This window comes from Streptomyces sp. NPDC102274 (assembly GCF_044766385.1).
Lineage (GTDB): Bacteria > Actinomycetota > Actinomycetes > Streptomycetales > Streptomycetaceae > Streptomyces.
This window is the reverse complement of the sequence record NZ_JBIWLW010000022.1, coordinates 78,555-92,789: the sequence shown is the minus strand read 5'-3', so window position 1 is coordinate 92,789 and position 14,235 is coordinate 78,555. Positions and strand designations below refer to the sequence as shown.

At 71.9% G+C, this 14,235-nt stretch carries 14 protein-coding genes; 9 read left to right on the top strand and 5 right to left on the bottom strand.

The window, feature by feature from the left end; genetic code table 11:
• Positions 1 to 71 precede the first annotated feature (71 nt).
• The 4 genes from ACIRQP_RS26840 (at position 72) to ACIRQP_RS26825 (ending at position 3,667) form a co-directional block, all read left to right on the top strand.
• Positions 72 to 749, top strand: coding sequence for an ABC transporter substrate-binding protein (locus ACIRQP_RS26840; RefSeq protein ID WP_403893706.1), 678 nt, complete (start codon positions 72 to 74; stop codon positions 747 to 749).
• Positions 750 to 886: 137 nt separating this feature from the next.
• On the top strand, positions 887 to 1,861 hold the full coding sequence (locus tag ACIRQP_RS26835) for an asparaginase (protein ID WP_403893705.1): 975 nt from the start codon (positions 887 to 889) through the stop codon (positions 1,859 to 1,861).
• 174 nt (positions 1,862 to 2,035) lie between these two features.
• Complete coding sequence (locus tag ACIRQP_RS26830; protein WP_403893704.1) at positions 2,036 to 3,277, top strand: GNAT family N-acetyltransferase; 1,242 nt, start codon at positions 2,036 to 2,038, stop codon at positions 3,275 to 3,277.
• Positions 3,278 to 3,337: 60 nt separating this feature from the next.
• A complete protein-coding gene (locus tag ACIRQP_RS26825; RefSeq protein ID WP_403893703.1) occupies positions 3,338 to 3,667 on the top strand; it encodes a hypothetical protein in 330 nt (109 codons plus the stop codon).
• Here ACIRQP_RS26825 and ACIRQP_RS26820 read toward each other — a convergent pair.
• Positions 3,648 to 4,415, bottom strand: a complete 768-nt coding sequence (locus tag ACIRQP_RS26820; protein ID WP_403893702.1) for an ABC transporter permease — start codon at positions 4,413 to 4,415, stop codon at positions 3,648 to 3,650. The genes ACIRQP_RS26825 and ACIRQP_RS26820 overlap by 20 nt on opposite strands.
• Positions 4,408 to 5,382 carry an ATP-binding cassette domain-containing protein gene (locus ACIRQP_RS26815; RefSeq protein ID WP_403893701.1) on the bottom strand — a complete coding sequence of 325 codons (975 nt, stop codon included), beginning with the start codon at positions 5,380 to 5,382 and terminating at the stop codon, positions 4,408 to 4,410. The genes ACIRQP_RS26820 and ACIRQP_RS26815 overlap by 8 nt, the downstream gene beginning before the upstream one ends.
• 130 nt (positions 5,383 to 5,512) lie before the next feature.
• Between ACIRQP_RS26815 and ACIRQP_RS26810 the strand changes: the two genes are divergently transcribed.
• Complete coding sequence (locus ACIRQP_RS26810; RefSeq protein WP_403893700.1) at positions 5,513 to 6,307, top strand: TetR/AcrR family transcriptional regulator; 795 nt, start codon at positions 5,513 to 5,515, stop codon at positions 6,305 to 6,307.
• A gap of 111 nt (positions 6,308 to 6,418) precedes the next feature.
• Here the strand turns inward: ACIRQP_RS26810 and ACIRQP_RS26805 are convergent, their stop codons facing one another.
• The gene (locus ACIRQP_RS26805) at positions 6,419 to 7,405 is read right to left on the bottom strand and encodes a zinc-binding dehydrogenase (RefSeq protein ID WP_403893699.1); all 987 of its coding nucleotides are present in this window, start codon (positions 7,403 to 7,405) and stop codon (positions 6,419 to 6,421) included.
• Positions 7,406 to 7,531: 126 nt separating this feature from the next.
• On the opposite strand from ACIRQP_RS26805, the gene ACIRQP_RS26800 reads away from it, so the two are divergent.
• Together ACIRQP_RS26800 and ACIRQP_RS26795 are read left to right on the top strand one after the other, a co-directional pair.
• The gene (locus tag ACIRQP_RS26800; RefSeq protein WP_403893698.1) at positions 7,532 to 8,149 is read left to right on the top strand and encodes a TetR family transcriptional regulator; all 618 of its coding nucleotides are present in this window, start codon (positions 7,532 to 7,534) and stop codon (positions 8,147 to 8,149) included.
• Between the two features lie 62 nt (positions 8,150 to 8,211).
• On the top strand, positions 8,212 to 10,395 hold the full coding sequence (locus ACIRQP_RS26795; protein WP_403893697.1) for a HelD family protein: 2,184 nt from the start codon (positions 8,212 to 8,214) through the stop codon (positions 10,393 to 10,395).
• A 73-nt stretch (positions 10,396 to 10,468) separates the two neighbouring features.
• On the opposite strand, the gene ACIRQP_RS26790 is transcribed toward ACIRQP_RS26795, so the two are convergent.
• Positions 10,469 to 11,356 (bottom strand): sigma-70 family RNA polymerase sigma factor, encoded by an 888-nt coding sequence (locus ACIRQP_RS26790; RefSeq protein WP_403893696.1) that lies wholly within the window; start codon positions 11,354 to 11,356, stop codon positions 10,469 to 10,471.
• Positions 11,357 to 11,493: 137 nt separating this feature from the next.
• On the bottom strand, positions 11,494 to 12,750 hold the full coding sequence (locus ACIRQP_RS26785; protein WP_403893695.1) for an MFS transporter: 1,257 nt from the start codon (positions 12,748 to 12,750) through the stop codon (positions 11,494 to 11,496).
• A 100-nt stretch (positions 12,751 to 12,850) separates the two neighbouring features.
• Here ACIRQP_RS26785 and ACIRQP_RS26780 point away from each other — a divergent pair, with 100 nt between their 5' ends.
• Both ACIRQP_RS26780 and ACIRQP_RS26775 read left to right on the top strand, forming a co-directional pair.
• A complete protein-coding gene (locus tag ACIRQP_RS26780) occupies positions 12,851 to 13,252 on the top strand; it encodes a MerR family transcriptional regulator (protein ID WP_403893694.1) in 402 nt (133 codons plus the stop codon).
• A gap of 144 nt (positions 13,253 to 13,396) precedes the next feature.
• Positions 13,397 to 14,233, top strand: coding sequence for a class I SAM-dependent methyltransferase (locus tag ACIRQP_RS26775; RefSeq protein ID WP_403893693.1), 837 nt, complete (start codon positions 13,397 to 13,399; stop codon positions 14,231 to 14,233).
• The last annotated feature ends 2 nt before the right edge of the window (positions 14,234 to 14,235 follow it).

Genomic DNA, 14,235 nt, shown 5'->3' with positions numbered 1-14,235 from the left:
TGTCGAGGGATGGGGGTTCCCAGCGGATCGGGGCAGGGGTCTCTCCAGCGGAGTGAGGGGAAGTACGCGCGATGAGCACATCTGGCGCCGGGCAGCCGCCCGGTCCCGTACCGACGACCCGTACGACCACCGGGACTGGCAGCGGACCGGCCGCCGGCGAGGGCGCGGACCACGGGCCGGGAGCGGTGGGGCCGGGAGCGGGCCCGGGGGGCGGGGGGCTCCGGCCGCCCGTGCAGCGGACCGGCGGTGAGGGCACGCTGCCCGCGCCCCGGCCGTACGACTTCGGTGTGCTGCGGCTGCCCGAACTGCGCGCCCTGCGCCGTGACTCGCAGCGGGACGAGGCTGATCTGAGCTATCTGCGGCGGCTGCTCCAGGGCCGGATCGACATCCTGCGGGCCGAGCTGGCCCGCCGTACCGCTCCGGAGACGCCCGTGGTCGACCGGCTGTCGGAGATCCTGGCCGATTCTCCTTCGCGGCACCGCTCGTCCGCCCGCCACGTCACGCTCTCCACACCGCGCAGCGAGGAGTACCGCCTGCTGGCCGCCGAGACGCTCGCCGAGGTGGAGCTGTCGGACCTGGCGGCCCGTACGGACGAGGAGCTGCATACGGCGATGGGGCGGCTGGTCCGCAATGAGCAGCAGCTCTCGCGCCGCCGCCATCGGTTGCAGCGGACGGCGGACGAGTGCAGCGCGGAGATCGCCCGCAGGTACCGTGAGGGTGAAGCCCAGGTGGACGACCTGCTGACGTAGTGATTCCGTGTGGTTCCGTTTGATTCCGTGTCGATCCGTACCGTTCCGGCCGTCCGCTGATCACTGTTGATTCCCGCGGATCCGTGCGGATCCGTGCCGGACCGCGCGAGCGGGTAACCCCAGCCCTCGGAAGGCCGATGATGTCCTTCAGTTCTCACGCCATATCCCCGGCCGTTCCGCCGGTACTCGCCGAGGTCGTACGCTCCGGCTTCGTCGAGGGCAGTCACCGGGGAACGCTGGTGCTGCTGGCGGCGGACGGCACGGTCGAGCTGGAGCTCGGTGACGCCGAGGCCCCGGTCTTCCCCCGGTCCAGCAACAAGCCGATGCAGGCCGCGGCCGTCCTGCGGGCCGGGGTGGACCTGTCCGGGGAACGGCTGGCGCTGGCGGCGGCCAGCCACTCGGGCGAGGGCTTCCATCTCGCTCTCGTCCGTACGATGCTCGCCGAGCACGGGCTGACGGCCGACGATCTGCGGACGCCGCCGGATCTGCCCCTCGACCGGGTCGAGGCGGAGGCGTATCTCGCCGGTGGCGGGGTGCGGGACCGGATCGTCATGAACTGTTCGGGCAAGCACACGGCGATGCTGGCGGCCTGCGTGCGCAACGGCTGGCCGACGGAGAGCTATCTGGACCCGGCGCATCCGTTGCAGAAGCTCGTCCGGACGGTGATCGAGGAGACGGCGGCCGAGCGGGTTCCCACGATCGGTACGGACGGCTGCGGCGCCCCGTTGATGGCGATCAGCCTCACCGGTCTCGCCCGCGCCTTCCGCCACTTCGTTCTCGCCGCCCCGGGGTCGGCCGAGCGGCGGGTGGCGGACGCGATGCGCGCCCATCCCGAGTACGTCGGGGGGACGCGCAGGTCCGACACGTGGCTGATGGCGGAGATGCCGGGCACGCTCGCCAAGACGGGCGCGGAGGCGGTCCAGGCGGTGGCGCTGCCGGACGGCCGTGCGCTGGCCTTCAAGATCGACGACGGCGGGGCACGGGCACGGGGGCCCGTGCTGACGCGGGCGCTCCAACTGCTGGGCGTGGAGGCCGAGGTGCTGGGCCGGATCGGGCGGGCGCCGCTGCTCGGCGGCGGTGTGGAGGTCGGCGCGGTGCGGGCGGCGTTCTGAGGTCTCCGGGACGTGCCGGGTCTCCGGGACGTGCCGGGTCTCGGAGAGTTCCGAGATCTCTGAGACCTCTCGGAGACTTCCGAGATCCCTGAGACTTCCGAGACCTCTGGGGCTGGTGAGCACCGGGAAAAACCCGTATGCGGCGGGCCGCCGGCACCGCTTAGCGTGACGGCCATGAGCCTTGACGTCCGTACGGTCACCGAATCCGAGTTCCCCGACTGGCTGCGCGCCCTGGACACCGGGTTTCTGCGGACGCCGGGTGCCTCGGACGAGCTGACGGCCGCGCGGACGGCGCACTTCGAACCGGCCCGTACGCGCGGCGCGTTCGACGACGGCCGCTGCGTCGCCACCTTCCGGTCCTTCGCGCAGGAACTGACGGTCGTCGGCGGCGCCGTGCTCCCCGCGGACGCGATCAGCAACGTGACCGTGTCGCCCACCCACCGCCGGCGCGGGCTGCTCAACCGGATGATGGCCGCCGACCTGACGGTGGCGAAGGAGCGCGGGGACGCCGTCGCCACGCTGATCGCCGCCGAGTACCCGATCTACGGGCGTTACGGGTTCGGCCCCGCAGCCGGGATCGCCGAGTGGGCGATCGATGTGGCGCGTACGGGACTTGATCCGCGGTGGTCGGGGCCCGACGACGGCGGCAGGATCGATCTGATCGACCTCGCGGACGTACGGACACTCGGCCCCGAACTGCATGAGCGCTTCCGGGTGCTCCAGCCCGGCGCGATCAACCGTGACGCACGCTGGTGGGGGGTCGACACCGGTCAGGTGCGGTCCGGTCTGCCCTGGACGGAGCCCTTCAACGCGGTGTACCGCTCGGCGGCCGGTGAGATCGAGGGGCTGGTCACCTACGCCTCCGACGGCCACTGGGACGACGCCAAGCAGCCGCTGAACACCGCGTCGGTGCGGAAGCTGATCGCGCTGACCCCGGCGGCGGAGCGCGCGCTGTGGCTGTTCGTCTGCTCGATCGACTGGATCACCACGGTCAGGACGGGACACCGCGCCCTGGACGATCTGCTGCCCCGGTTCCTCCCGGACCCCCGCGCGGCGCGGATCGTGACGCGGTCGGACTTCCTGTGGGTGCGGATCCTCGACACCGTACGGGCCCTGGAGGCGCGTACGTACGCCGTGCCGGCCACGCTGACGCTGGAGATCCACGACAAGGACGGTCTGGCGTGCGGGCGGTTCCGGCTGGAGGGCACGCCGGCGGGCGGGGTCTGCGCCCCGACCACGCAGTCGCCGGACATCGCCCTGGATGTAAGGGAGTTGGGCGCGCTGTACCTGGGGGACGAGTCGGCGGTGGCGCTCGCCGCGCTCGGTCTGCTGACCGAGGATCGGCCGGGGGCGGCGGCGGTCGCGGAGACGCTGTTCCGTACGGCGCGGCGTCCCTGGTGCCCGGATGTCTTCTGACGCCGCATCGTGCTGCTCAACGCGCTTACCTCCCGGTGCGCGATAGGCGCCGGTCCTTCGATGCCCTGCTACTTCGGCCAACTCACCCGAGACGGCCGACTGTCGTTGCGTGGCACTCGTCGAATTTCTGCACAGGGTGGAGCGGGCCAGGGGTCGGGGCCGGGGTCGGAGCTGAACTCGCGGCTGCTGCCCCGGGCCGCCCGGCGGATCCAGCGGGTGCCGGCGGCGGCCCGGGAGCCGTCCGGCGCGGACGGAGCGGCGGGGGCGTCCGGGGCGGACGGGGCGTCCGGGGCGGCCGGGGTTCCGTCGTACCGGCAGGTGGTGGCCGCGTACCGGAACTGGTTCCGTACGGCCCGGCCGCCCGAGGCGCTCACGCCGTCCGAACCCTGAACAGCACCCCCGACAGCCCGAGGGCCAGCGCCAGGAGCCCGGCGCACCACGCCAGCGCCACCCAGGGCGCCGAGCCGACCGGCAGCCCCAGCAGCAGTCCGCGCAGGGACTCGATGACCGATGTGACCGGCTGGTGGTCGGCGAAGCCGTGGAGCCAGTCCGGCATGGTGTCGATCGGGACGAAGGCGCTGCTCGGGTAGGGCAGGAACATCATGAAGAAGGTGAACCCGCCCGCCGCTTCGGGGGACTTGGCGAGCAGGCCGATCGCCGCCGAGAGCCAGGAGATGGCCACGATGAAGGCGAACAGGATGCCGGCGGCGGCGAGCGCGGCGGCGAGGGTGGCCGACGGGCGGAAGCCGATCAGGACGGCGACGCCGAGGACGAGAGCCGTCGAGACGACGTTACGGGCGACGCTCGCCGTCACATGACCGGCGAGGATCGGCGCGCCGCCGATGTCGAGGGAGCGGAAGCGGTCGATGATCCCGCCCTTCATGTCCTCACTGACACTCACGGCGGTGCTGGACGAGCCGAAGCCGGCGCAGAGGAGCAGGACGCCGGGGACGACATACGTCACGTACTCCGTGCCGGTGTCGATGGCGCCGCCGAAGAAGTAGACGAAGATCAGCATGAGCATGATCGGCAGCATCATCGCGGTGATGACGGCGTCGATATTGCGCCTGCTGAGACGGATGCCGCGGCCGGCCATGGTGAGGGCGTGGGTGCGGGAGGACGCGAGCGCGTCAGACATGGGTGGGCTCCTGCTCCGTGTGGTGGCCGGTCGCCGGTGCCTCACCGGTCAGCGCGAGGAAGACATCGTCGAGGGTGGCGCCGCGGAGCGCGAAGCGCGCCACCTCCGTACCGTCCGGGTCGATCTCGTCCAGCAGGGCGCGCACCCGCGCGGCGGTGCCGTCGGTCGGCAGCCCGAGCGTGAGGTTCTCCGGCTGGTGGTGGACGGCCCGGGGCGCGAGGCGGAGATAGGCCTCGCGGCTGGTCAGTACGAGGTCGAGGCGGTGGTCCGCGACCCGGTTCTTCAGCTCCTCCGCCGTGCCCTCGGCGACCACCACGCCGTGGTCGACCACCGCGATACGGTCCGCCAACTGGTCGGCCTCCTCCAGGTATTGGGTGGTGAGGAAGACGGTGGCGCCCCGCGCGGAGAGATCCCGTACGACCTGCCACAGCTCCTGGCGGCTGCGCGGGTCGAGGCCGGTGGTCGGCTCGTCCAGGAAGACCACCTCGGGGTCGCCGACCAGACCCGCGGCGAGATCGAGCCGGCGCCGCATGCCGCCGGAGTAGGTGACGGCAAGCCTGCCGCCCGCGTCGGCGAGGCCGAACCGGTCGAGGAGCGCGGCGGCGCGGCGCCGGGCGTCGGCCCTGGAGAGCCCGCTGAGGCGGGCCATCATGCGGAGGTTCTCCTCGCCGGTCTGTTTCTCGTCCACGGCGGCGAACTGCCCGGTCAGGCTGATGGCGCCGCGTACCCGGCGCCGGTCGGCGACGACGTCGTACCCGGCGACCCGGGCGGTGCCGCTGTCGGCGGTGGTGAGGGTGGCGAGGATCCGTACGGCTGTTGTCTTGCCCGCGCCGTTGGGGCCGAGGAGCGCGAAGACCGTGCCGCGTTCGACACGGAGATCGATTCCGCGCAGGACTCTCACCCGCGCGCTTCCTTTCCCGTACGACTTTGCGAGGCCGGTGGCCTCGATGGCCGGTTGTGCGGTCATGGACATCCCCCTTGACACTGCTGCTGACCTGCCGATGATCTACTGCGTATTGCATACGCGTTACTGTGTAAGGGTTACGCATTACTAGGATGGACGTCAAGCGGGGAGCGGGCGGAGAAGGGCGGAGACGATGACGGACCGCGGTGACGGTGAGGGTGAGGGTGACGGCGGTGGTGGCGGTACGGGGCTGCCCGCCAGCATCGAGGCCGCCTGGGGACTGCGCGAACGCCCGGCCAAGGGACCCAAACCCGGCATCGGCCTGACGCGGATCGTCGACGCGGCGGTCGGCATCGCGCGGGAGGAAGGGCTCGGCGCGGTCTCCATGGGACGGGTCGCCAAGGAACTGGGCGTATCCACGATGTCGCTGTACCGCTATGTCGCGGCCAAGGACGAGCTGTACGTCCTGATGCAGGAGGCGGCCGTCGGTGAGCCCCCGCCCCCGCCGGAGCCCGGCACCGGCTGGCGCGAGGCACTGTCCCAATGGGCCTGGACGCAGCGCGCGGCGTACCACCGGAACCTATGGGCGCTGCGCATCCCGATCTCGGGCCCGCCCGCGACCCCCAACTCGGTGGCGTGGTGGGAGCGCGGCCTCAACGCCCTGGCGGGTACAGGGCTGGACGACGGCGCGAAGATATCGGTGATCCTGCTGGTCAGCGGCTTCGTACGGAACGAGGCGACGATGATGTCCGACCTGGACACGGCCATCAAGGCGAGAGGCTCCTCGGCCCAGCAGGTCATGGCCGGCTACGGACGCACTCTCCGCAGACTGGCCGACCCGGCCCGCTATCCGGCGGTCGCCGAACTGCTCGCGGCCGGTGGCCTGGACGGCGAGGATGGCCCGGACACGGAGTTCACCTTCGGTCTCGACTGCGTGCTGGACGGGGTCGAGGTTCTGGTACGGAAACGGGGGCGGGGGACGGAGTAGGCCGCGGGCGACCGCGCCCGGGAGTGAGCGAGGGGCGGGGGCTGACGACTGGCGGCCCGTCAGTCGTCAGCCCTCAGTCGTCGGTCCCTCGGTCCCTCGGCCCGTCAGCCGTCAGTCGTCGGCCCCTCGGACCGTCAGCAGGACCTTTCCCAGCAGGCCGCGGCCCTCGATCGCCCGGTGCGCGTCCGCCGCCTTGTCCAGGGGGAACGTGCCGCCGATCACCGGGCGCAGGCGGCCCGCCGCCGTTTCCGTCAGGGCTTGCGCCGCCAGCCGTACGCTCTCCCGCTGCGGGATCTGCACGTCCGCGATGCCCAGCAGTCTGATCTTCCGGTCCGCCGCCCGGCGCGCCTCCACCGGAGCGAAGCCGCCCGTCGGTGCGCCGTGGGCCGAGAAGCGGCCGCCGTCCGCCGTCAAGGGGAAGGCAGCCAGGCCCGTTTCGCCTCCCACGCCGTCCAGGACGACGTCCGCGCCCGTCGCGCCGAGCGCGTCGCGGGCGCGCGCGGGCCAGTTCTCCTGGGCGCCGTCGATCACCGCGTCGGCGCCCAACTCCCTTACGAGCGCGGTCTTCCGCTCGCCCCTCGCGACCCCCACGACGTACGCGCCCCGGGCCTCGGCGAGTTGGACCATCAGCGTGCCCATGCCGCCCGACGCGCCCGTGATCAGTACACGTTCGCCCGCCGTCACCTCGGTGAGGTCCATGAGGGCCAGGGCGGTGACGCCGTCCTGGAACACCGCGGCGGCCGTCGTGAACGGGACTCCGTCCGGTACGGGCACCAGCGACTCGACCGGGGTCGCGACCAGCTCCGCCGAGCCGCCGGTGATGCCGATCGAGGCCACGACGCGGCGGCCGGTCCAGCCGGCGTCCACCCCCTCGCCGACCGATCGCACCGTACCGGCGACTCCGCCGCCCAGGATGTACGGGGGCCGCACCGGGAAGTACTCCAGCCCCCAGCCCGCCCGTACCTGCGTCTGCACGAAGATCGTGTCCACCACCGCGACGGCGATCACCACCTCGCCGGGGCCCGCCACCGGGTCGGGCGCCTCGGCCGTCACCAGGACCTCAGGACCCCCGAAAGCCGTCACCCGAGCCGCACGCATATCCATCCCACCCGTCAATGTCGTCGCGCTGTGCGCCTTCGAGCCGTGCGCCGTCGCGTCATTCCTTGCGTCGAGTCTTGAACTTCAAGTCTGGTTGAGGTCAAGCGCTGCGTACGCTTCGTGCTCATGAACGATCAGGACCTCGGTCTGCGCGAGCGCAAGAAGCGGCAGCGTTACCAGGAGATCTCCGAAGCCGCGATCGGGCTCTTCCTCGCGAAGGGCTTCGACCGGGTGTCGGTCGCCGAGGTCGCCGCGGCGGCCGACATCTCCAAGCCCACCCTCTTCCGGTACTTCCCGACCAAAGAGGATCTGGTGCTGCACCGCTTCGCCGACCATGAGGACGAGGCGGCCAGGGTGGTCGCGGGCAGGCCCGACGGCGTACGTCCGCTCGACGCCCTGCGGCTGCACTTCCTGGCGGGACTCGACCGACGCGACCCCGTGACCGGGCTCAATGACGACGAGAGGGTGCACGCGTACTACCGGCTGCTGTACGCGGCGCCGAGTCTGGTGGCCCGGCTGTACGGGTATCAGCGGCGCTCCGAGGCCGCGCTGGCCGCGGCTCTCGGCGGCGGCATCGAGGGCGCGCTCGGCTCGGGGCAGATCATCGCCGTGCAGCGCGTTCTCGCGGAGGAGAACTGGCGGCGGATCACGGCGGGGGAGAGCGCCGGGGAGGTGTATCCGGACGCGGTCGCGGCGGCGGAGCTGGCCTTCGGGCAGCTGAGCTCCGGGCTCACTCTGGGGTGAGCCGCCCGAAAAATAATGAGACTCGGTAATGTTTTTAACTCGGTTGCGTTATTCTCGATGGAATGAACGGCGAACTCAACCGTGAACTCGATCGCGAACGGACCTACCACGAGACCTGCCGCGCCGCGCTGACCGGCATGGTGGACGACGCGCACGAACAGGTCGTCACCGGCGAGAACGCCTTCGCCTCCGGCGCGGACGCCGAGGTCCTCGGCCGCCATCTGCGCAGCCGCGCCAAGGAATTGCGGCTGGAGCCCGACAGTCCGCTCTTCTTCGGCCGCCTCGACTTCGCGGTGGCGCCGGGCGGTGATCACAGCGGTCAGAACTACCACATCGGCCGCCGCCGGATCAGCGAACATCCCTCGGCGCCACCCCTGGTCGTCGACTGGCGCGCACCCGTCTCGCGCGCCTTCTACCGGGCGAGCGCGCGCGACCCGCAGGGCGTCTCCGTGCGCCGCCGGTTCGGCTGGGCGCCCTGGAGCAAGGGGGCGCCGGAGGATCTGACCAGCCTGGAGGACGAGCGGCTGGCGGGCGAGGAGGTCGCGGGCGAGCGGCCGGCGGGCGAGGGGGGTGCGGGCGAGGAGGTCGCGGACGGCCGCCCAGCGGCTCCCGCGGCCGGAAGCGCGATCCTGACCGGCGAGATCGAACGCCCCCGGGTCGGTCCGATGCGCGACATCGCGGCCACCATCCAGCCGGAACAGGACGACCTCGTACGGTCCGACCTCACCCGGTCCGTCTGTGTCCAGGGCGCCCCGGGCACCGGTAAGACCGCCGTCGGCCTGCACCGCGCCGCCTATCTCCTCTATACGTATCCGCGCCGGATCCAGCGCGGCGGCCTGCTGATCCTCGGCCCCAACCGCACCTTCCTCGCCTATATCTCCGAAGTGCTGCCCGCCCTCGGGGAGACCGGCATCCGTCAGTCGACGGTCGGTGACGAGATCGCGCGCCATCCGGTGCGGATGGACGACCCGGAAGCGGCGGCCGTCGTCAAGCACGACGCCCGGATGGCCGAGGTGCTGCGCCGGGCGTTGTACGGGCGGGTCGCGGCGCCCGCCGAGCCGCTCACCGTCCCGGATGGTTCGTACCGCTGGCGCCTCGGGCTCGATGAACTGGCGCGGATCGTGGCGGAGGTACGGGCCGAGGCACCCCCGTACGCCCTCGGCAGGGAGCGGGTCCGCAGCCGCGCCGTACGGGAGATCCAGCTCCGGGCGGAGCGGCGGGCGGGCCCGAAGTCCGCGGCGTGGGTGCGGCGGGTGAGCGGTTCGCGGGCGGTCACCGCGTATCTCGACACGGTCTGGCCCAAGGTGCGGCCCGAGGAGGTGCTCGCGGCTCTGCTCGCCGATTCGGAGGAGGCGGCCGCGGGCATCCTCACCCCCGAGGAACGGCGGGCGATCCAGCGAGCGAGCCGTTCCGCCCGTACGCCTCCCGCCCGTACGCCCTCCGCGCGGGCGGCCAGGGATCTGCCGTGGTCCGCGGCCGATCTGGTGCTGCTCGATGAGCTCGCGTGCCTCATCGAACACCCCGAGGGGTACGGCCATATCGTCGTCGACGAGGCCCAGGACCTGTCCCCGATGGAGTGCCGGGCGATCGCCCGGCGGGCGGACTTCGGTTCGCTGACGGTGCTGGGCGATCTCGCCCAGGGCACCACACCCTGGGCCGCCCGCTCCTGGCCCGAACTCCTCGTCCATCTGGGCCGACCGGACGCCACGGTCACCCCGCTGACCACCGGCTTCCGGGTGCCGGGCGCCGTCGTGAAGCTCGCCAACCGGCTGCTCGCCTCGCTGGATGTCGACGTACCCCCGGCCCGTTCCCTGCGCGGGGACGGTGAATTGACGGTGTGTCAGGTCGATGATCTGGTGAGCGGGGTGACCGAGGCGGTACGGAAGGCGCTCACCCGTGAGGGCTCGATCGGCGTCATCGCGGCGGATCCGGAGGCCGAGCGGCTCCGTACCGCACTCACGGCCGCCGGTATCGCCACGGCGACGGCCGGTGAACTCGCCGCGTCGGCGGGCCGGGTGACGGTGCTGCCCGCGACGGCGGCGAAGGGGCTGGAGTACGACCATGTCGTACTCGCCGAACCGGTGGCCATCGCGGAGGCGGAGGCGCGGGGGCGGCACCGGCTGTATGTGGCCCTCACCCGCGCGGTGTCCCGCCTGGACATCGTGCACTGCCGCCCGCTGCCGGCGGCGCTCGGGATCACGCCCGGCATCACGCCCCGTATCACGCTCGGGATCACGGCCCGGTGAGTACGTCGCCCACACTGTCCGCGATCTGCCGGGCGGCCTGCGACGTACTCACGCGAGGGTGACCCCGGTCGGCTCAGTCGCCGAGGATCGTCACATCGAGACCGCCGAGGCGCTCCGGGTCCGCGCACAGGTCGATTCCGGTGATCCTTCCGCCCGTGATCGTGAAGCCGAACACAGCGCGCGGCTGTCCGCCCGGCGCCCATACGGCTCCCACCGTTCCGTTCACGAGCGCCGGCCGCGCGGCCGTGGCGCGTCCCGAGAACCAATGGGCCACGGCCGCGGTTCCCCGCATCTCGTCCGTCGCGCCCGCCTCCACCGCCGCCCGGTCGGCCCGGACCACGACATCCGGGTCGAGCAGCGTGAGGAGCGCGTCGAAGTCGCCGTCGCGCGAGGCGGCGAGGAAGGCGTCGACGATCTCCCGCCGGCGGACGGGATCGAGGTCGGTGGCGGTGGGCGCCCCCTGCACCCGCCGTCGGGCGCGGCTGGCGAGCTGGCGCGCCGCGGCCGGGGTGCGTTCCACGATGGGCGCGATCTCGGTGAAGGGCACGGCGAACAGATCGTGCAGTACGAACGCCAGCCGTTCCGCGGGCGCCAGCGTGTCGAGCACCACCAGCAGCGCGCCGCTCACCGCGTCGGCGAGCAGCGCTTCGTACTCGGGACCGAGCAGGTCCGCGCGGCTGTCGGCCGGCCCGGATACGTGCGTGTCCAGCGGCTCCTCACGACGCGACGCGCGCGAGCGCAGCATGTCCAGACAGACCCGGCCGACGACCGTCGTCAGCCACCCGCCGAGGTTCTCGACCCCGGCGGCGCCGGAGCGGCTGAGCCGCAGCCAGGTCTCCTGGACGGCATCGTCCGCCTCGCTCAGCGAGCCGAGCATCCGGAACGCCACCGCTCTGAGATGGTTCCGGTTCTCCTCGAACCGCGCCGTCAGCGCCGTCAGCGAATCGTTCTCGTCGTACATGGTCACATTCCTCCGCGGGGGTCCCGTCCGTCAGCACAGTGACGGATGGGACCCGGCGGACGTGACAATCGCGCCCCATCCGGAAGCGTGCGAGGCGTCCGCCACGCGTAGGTCCTGTCCGGTCGACCGGACAGGACCTACGCGTCGCTACGGGCGCGCTCGGCGGGGAAACCGTGTGCGCGAGCGCCGATCACCACGATCAGGACCGGCAGCAGGAGCGCCGGGACGCTCCAGGGGAGGGAGCCGGGGCCGAGGAGACCGAGAAGTATCCCGCCGGCGACGCCGCCACCGGCCATGGCCACGTTCCACAACGTGACGAGCATGGCCTGCGCGGCGTCCGGCGCCTCGCCGCCCGCGTCGCCCACGGCGGTCTGGAGGAGCGTGGGAGCGCCTCCCCACCCGAGCCCCCACAGCGTCACCGCCGCGTAGACAAGAGCGGAACTGCCCGACGCCACCGCCAGGAGGGTGGAAGCGGCGGCGACCAGGAGGGTGCCCGCGAGGGTGAGGGCACGCAGCCGGCGGCTGATGTGGATGCCCACGATCCAGATGCTCAGCATGGAGGCGGCGCCGAAGACCAGCAGCACGAGGTCGGTGGAGCCGCCCATGCCGAGCCGGTCGAGGAACGCGGCGATATAGGTGTAGAGGATGGTGTGGGCCAGGACGAACACCAGCGTGACGAACGGGACCGGTGCCACGCCGGGGATGGCGAGCGTACGCGGAGTCGCCGTCCCGCCGTCCCGCCGCTGCCCCGGATAGTCCGGCACCGTCGCGAGGATCCATCCGATGACGGCGAGTGTCACCGCGGTGATCAGGGAGAACGTCACCCGCCAGCCCAGCGCTTCGCCGAGGAACGTCCCCGCGGGCACGCCCAGCGCCAGCGCGACCGGGATCCCCGTCATGACGATCGCGATCGCCCTGCCCTGGAGAGCGACGGGTGCCATACGGCGGGCGTACCCGGCCAGCAGCGCCCAGGCCAGGCCCGCGGCCACCCCGGCGACGAACCGGGCCGCCATGGTCAGGGGGAAGTTTCCGGAGACGGCCGTGACCGTATGGGCGACGGCGAATCCGGCCATGGCCGTCAGCAACAGCCGCTTGCGCCGCCACCCCGCCGTGGCGGCGGACAGGGGGATCGCCGTGAGCGCGGTCCCGATCGCGTAGATCGTCACCGACTGCCCCATCGCGGACTCGCCGACTTCGAGGTCCCTGCTCATCGCGGGCAGCACACCCGCGGGCAGGGTCTCGGTCAGGCTGGTGATGAAGACGGCGGTGGCGAGCGCCAGCAGCGCGGCGAGGGGAAGTTTCCGGCCCTCGGCGGCTCCGGCGGCCTCGGTGGGTCCTGCGGGTCCTGTGGCTCCCGCGTGGGAATCAGTCGGCTGTTCGGGGTGATGTCGCATGCCGAGTATGCTCAAACCTTCACATTGGTGTGAAGGTCAAGGGCGAGGTCAAGCGCCGCGGTAGAGCGCCGAGTCAGAGGGACGGGCAAGGGGCGATCACATGCGTATCGGAGAGCTCTCGGAACGCACCGGCACGTCCCGGCGGCTGCTGCGCTACTACGAGGAGCAGGGCCTGATCGTCGCCGGACGCTGCGCGAACGGCTACCGCGCGTACGACGAGTACAACGTCGACCGGGTCGTACAGATCAGGGGGCTGCTCGACGCCGGACTGCCGACCCGGATCATCAAGCAGATCCTTCCCTGCCTGGACAAGCCCCGGGTCATCTACTTCTCCGACGCGACACCGGAGATGATCAACACGCTGGAGCACGAACGGGACCGGATGACCGAACGCATCGCGTGCCTCATCCGCAACAGGGACGCCATCGCCGGCTACCTCGACGCGGTACGTGGCGACAACCGCCCGGAGGTTGCCGCCCGCGAGACGTCCCTGACCTCTTGACGGGCCTCTTGATGGATCTCACCGTGAGCCCCATGAGCCCATGAGCCCATGAGCCCACGAGTCCACGAGTCCACGAGTCCACGGGTTCGCGAGTCCACGGGTTCGCGCGTTCGCGCGTTCGCATGAGAAGGGTGGTAGGCCGCTATGCCCGAGGGCTGGGAGTGGGACGACACACTGTTCTTGGGGTCGGCTCCCTATTACCGGCGTGGGCGGCTCCCGTACGCGCCCGGACTCGCGGAGCTGCTCGCCGAGGTCCTGACGCTCGACGGCCGGGGGCGTCTGCTCGATGTGGGCTGCGGGCCCGGCATCCTGGCTCTGAGCTTCGCGCATCTGTTCGGCGAGGTGGTCGGCGTGGATCCGGACAGCGGGATGATCGCCGAAGCCGGGCAGCGGGCCGACGAGGCGGGCGTGGCCCGGAAGACGAGATGGGTCCAGGTCCGGGCCGAGGAACTGCCCGCGGGGCTCGGCGCGTTCACCGTCGCGACCTTCGGTCAGTCCTTTCACTGGATGGACCGTGCTCTGGTGGCGGCGACCGTCAGGGACATGCTCCGGCCCGCGGGCGCCCTGGTGCATATCTCGGACCTGAAGTCGGAGACGCGAGCCGTCGACGGCCTCCCGTATCCGGGGGTGCCCTATGCGGCCATCAGCGATCTGGTCGGACGGTATCTGGGCCCGGTCCGGCGGGCCGGCCGTGGGGTGCTGCTGTACGGGACGCCCGGTGACGAGGCCGACGTGCTCCGCCGGGCGGGCTTTTCGGGGCCGGAGCGGTATGTCGTACCCGGCGGGCAGGCGCTGGAACGCTCCTGCGATGACGTCCTGTCGGGGGTGTTCTCGATGTCCTCTTCCGCCCCGCACCTCTTCGGCACGCGACGCGGCGGCTTCGAGGCGGACCTCGGCCGGCTCCTGCGGGAGACCTCGCCGTCGGGCCGGTTCTCCGAACGCCGGCCGAGCACCGAGGTCTTCGTCTGGCGCGAGAAGTAGGC

What these genes read in the sequence shown, in the direction of transcription:
- ACIRQP_RS26780 (WP_403893694.1), top strand. Translation starts at nt 12,851, where the DNA reads ATGCGTATCGGAGAGCTCTCGGAACGCACCGGCACGTCCCGGCGGCTG.
- ACIRQP_RS26815 (WP_403893701.1), bottom strand. Translation starts at nt 5,382, where the DNA reads ATGACCGCACAACCGGCCATCGAGGCCACCGGCCTCGCAAAGTCGTAC.
- ACIRQP_RS26840 (WP_403893706.1), top strand. Translation starts at nt 72, where the DNA reads ATGAGCACATCTGGCGCCGGGCAGCCGCCCGGTCCCGTACCGACGACC.
- ACIRQP_RS26835 (WP_403893705.1), top strand. Translation starts at nt 887, where the DNA reads ATGATGTCCTTCAGTTCTCACGCCATATCCCCGGCCGTTCCGCCGGTA.
- ACIRQP_RS26830 (WP_403893704.1), top strand. Translation starts at nt 2,036, where the DNA reads ATGAGCCTTGACGTCCGTACGGTCACCGAATCCGAGTTCCCCGACTGG.
- ACIRQP_RS26795 (WP_403893697.1), top strand. Translation starts at nt 8,212, where the DNA reads ATGAACGGCGAACTCAACCGTGAACTCGATCGCGAACGGACCTACCAC.
- ACIRQP_RS26820 (WP_403893702.1), bottom strand. Translation starts at nt 4,415, where the DNA reads ATGTCTGACGCGCTCGCGTCCTCCCGCACCCACGCCCTCACCATGGCC.
- ACIRQP_RS26810 (WP_403893700.1), top strand. Translation starts at nt 5,513, where the DNA reads ATGACGGACCGCGGTGACGGTGAGGGTGAGGGTGACGGCGGTGGTGGC.
- ACIRQP_RS26785 (WP_403893695.1), bottom strand. Translation starts at nt 12,750, where the DNA reads ATGCGACATCACCCCGAACAGCCGACTGATTCCCACGCGGGAGCCACA.
- ACIRQP_RS26805 (WP_403893699.1), bottom strand. Translation starts at nt 7,405, where the DNA reads ATGCGTGCGGCTCGGGTGACGGCTTTCGGGGGTCCTGAGGTCCTGGTG.
- ACIRQP_RS26775 (WP_403893693.1), top strand. Translation starts at nt 13,397, where the DNA reads ATGCCCGAGGGCTGGGAGTGGGACGACACACTGTTCTTGGGGTCGGCT.
- ACIRQP_RS26825 (WP_403893703.1), top strand. Translation starts at nt 3,338, where the DNA reads ATGCCCTGCTACTTCGGCCAACTCACCCGAGACGGCCGACTGTCGTTG.
- ACIRQP_RS26800 (WP_403893698.1), top strand. Translation starts at nt 7,532, where the DNA reads ATGAACGATCAGGACCTCGGTCTGCGCGAGCGCAAGAAGCGGCAGCGT.
- ACIRQP_RS26790 (WP_403893696.1), bottom strand. Translation starts at nt 11,356, where the DNA reads ATGTACGACGAGAACGATTCGCTGACGGCGCTGACGGCGCGGTTCGAG.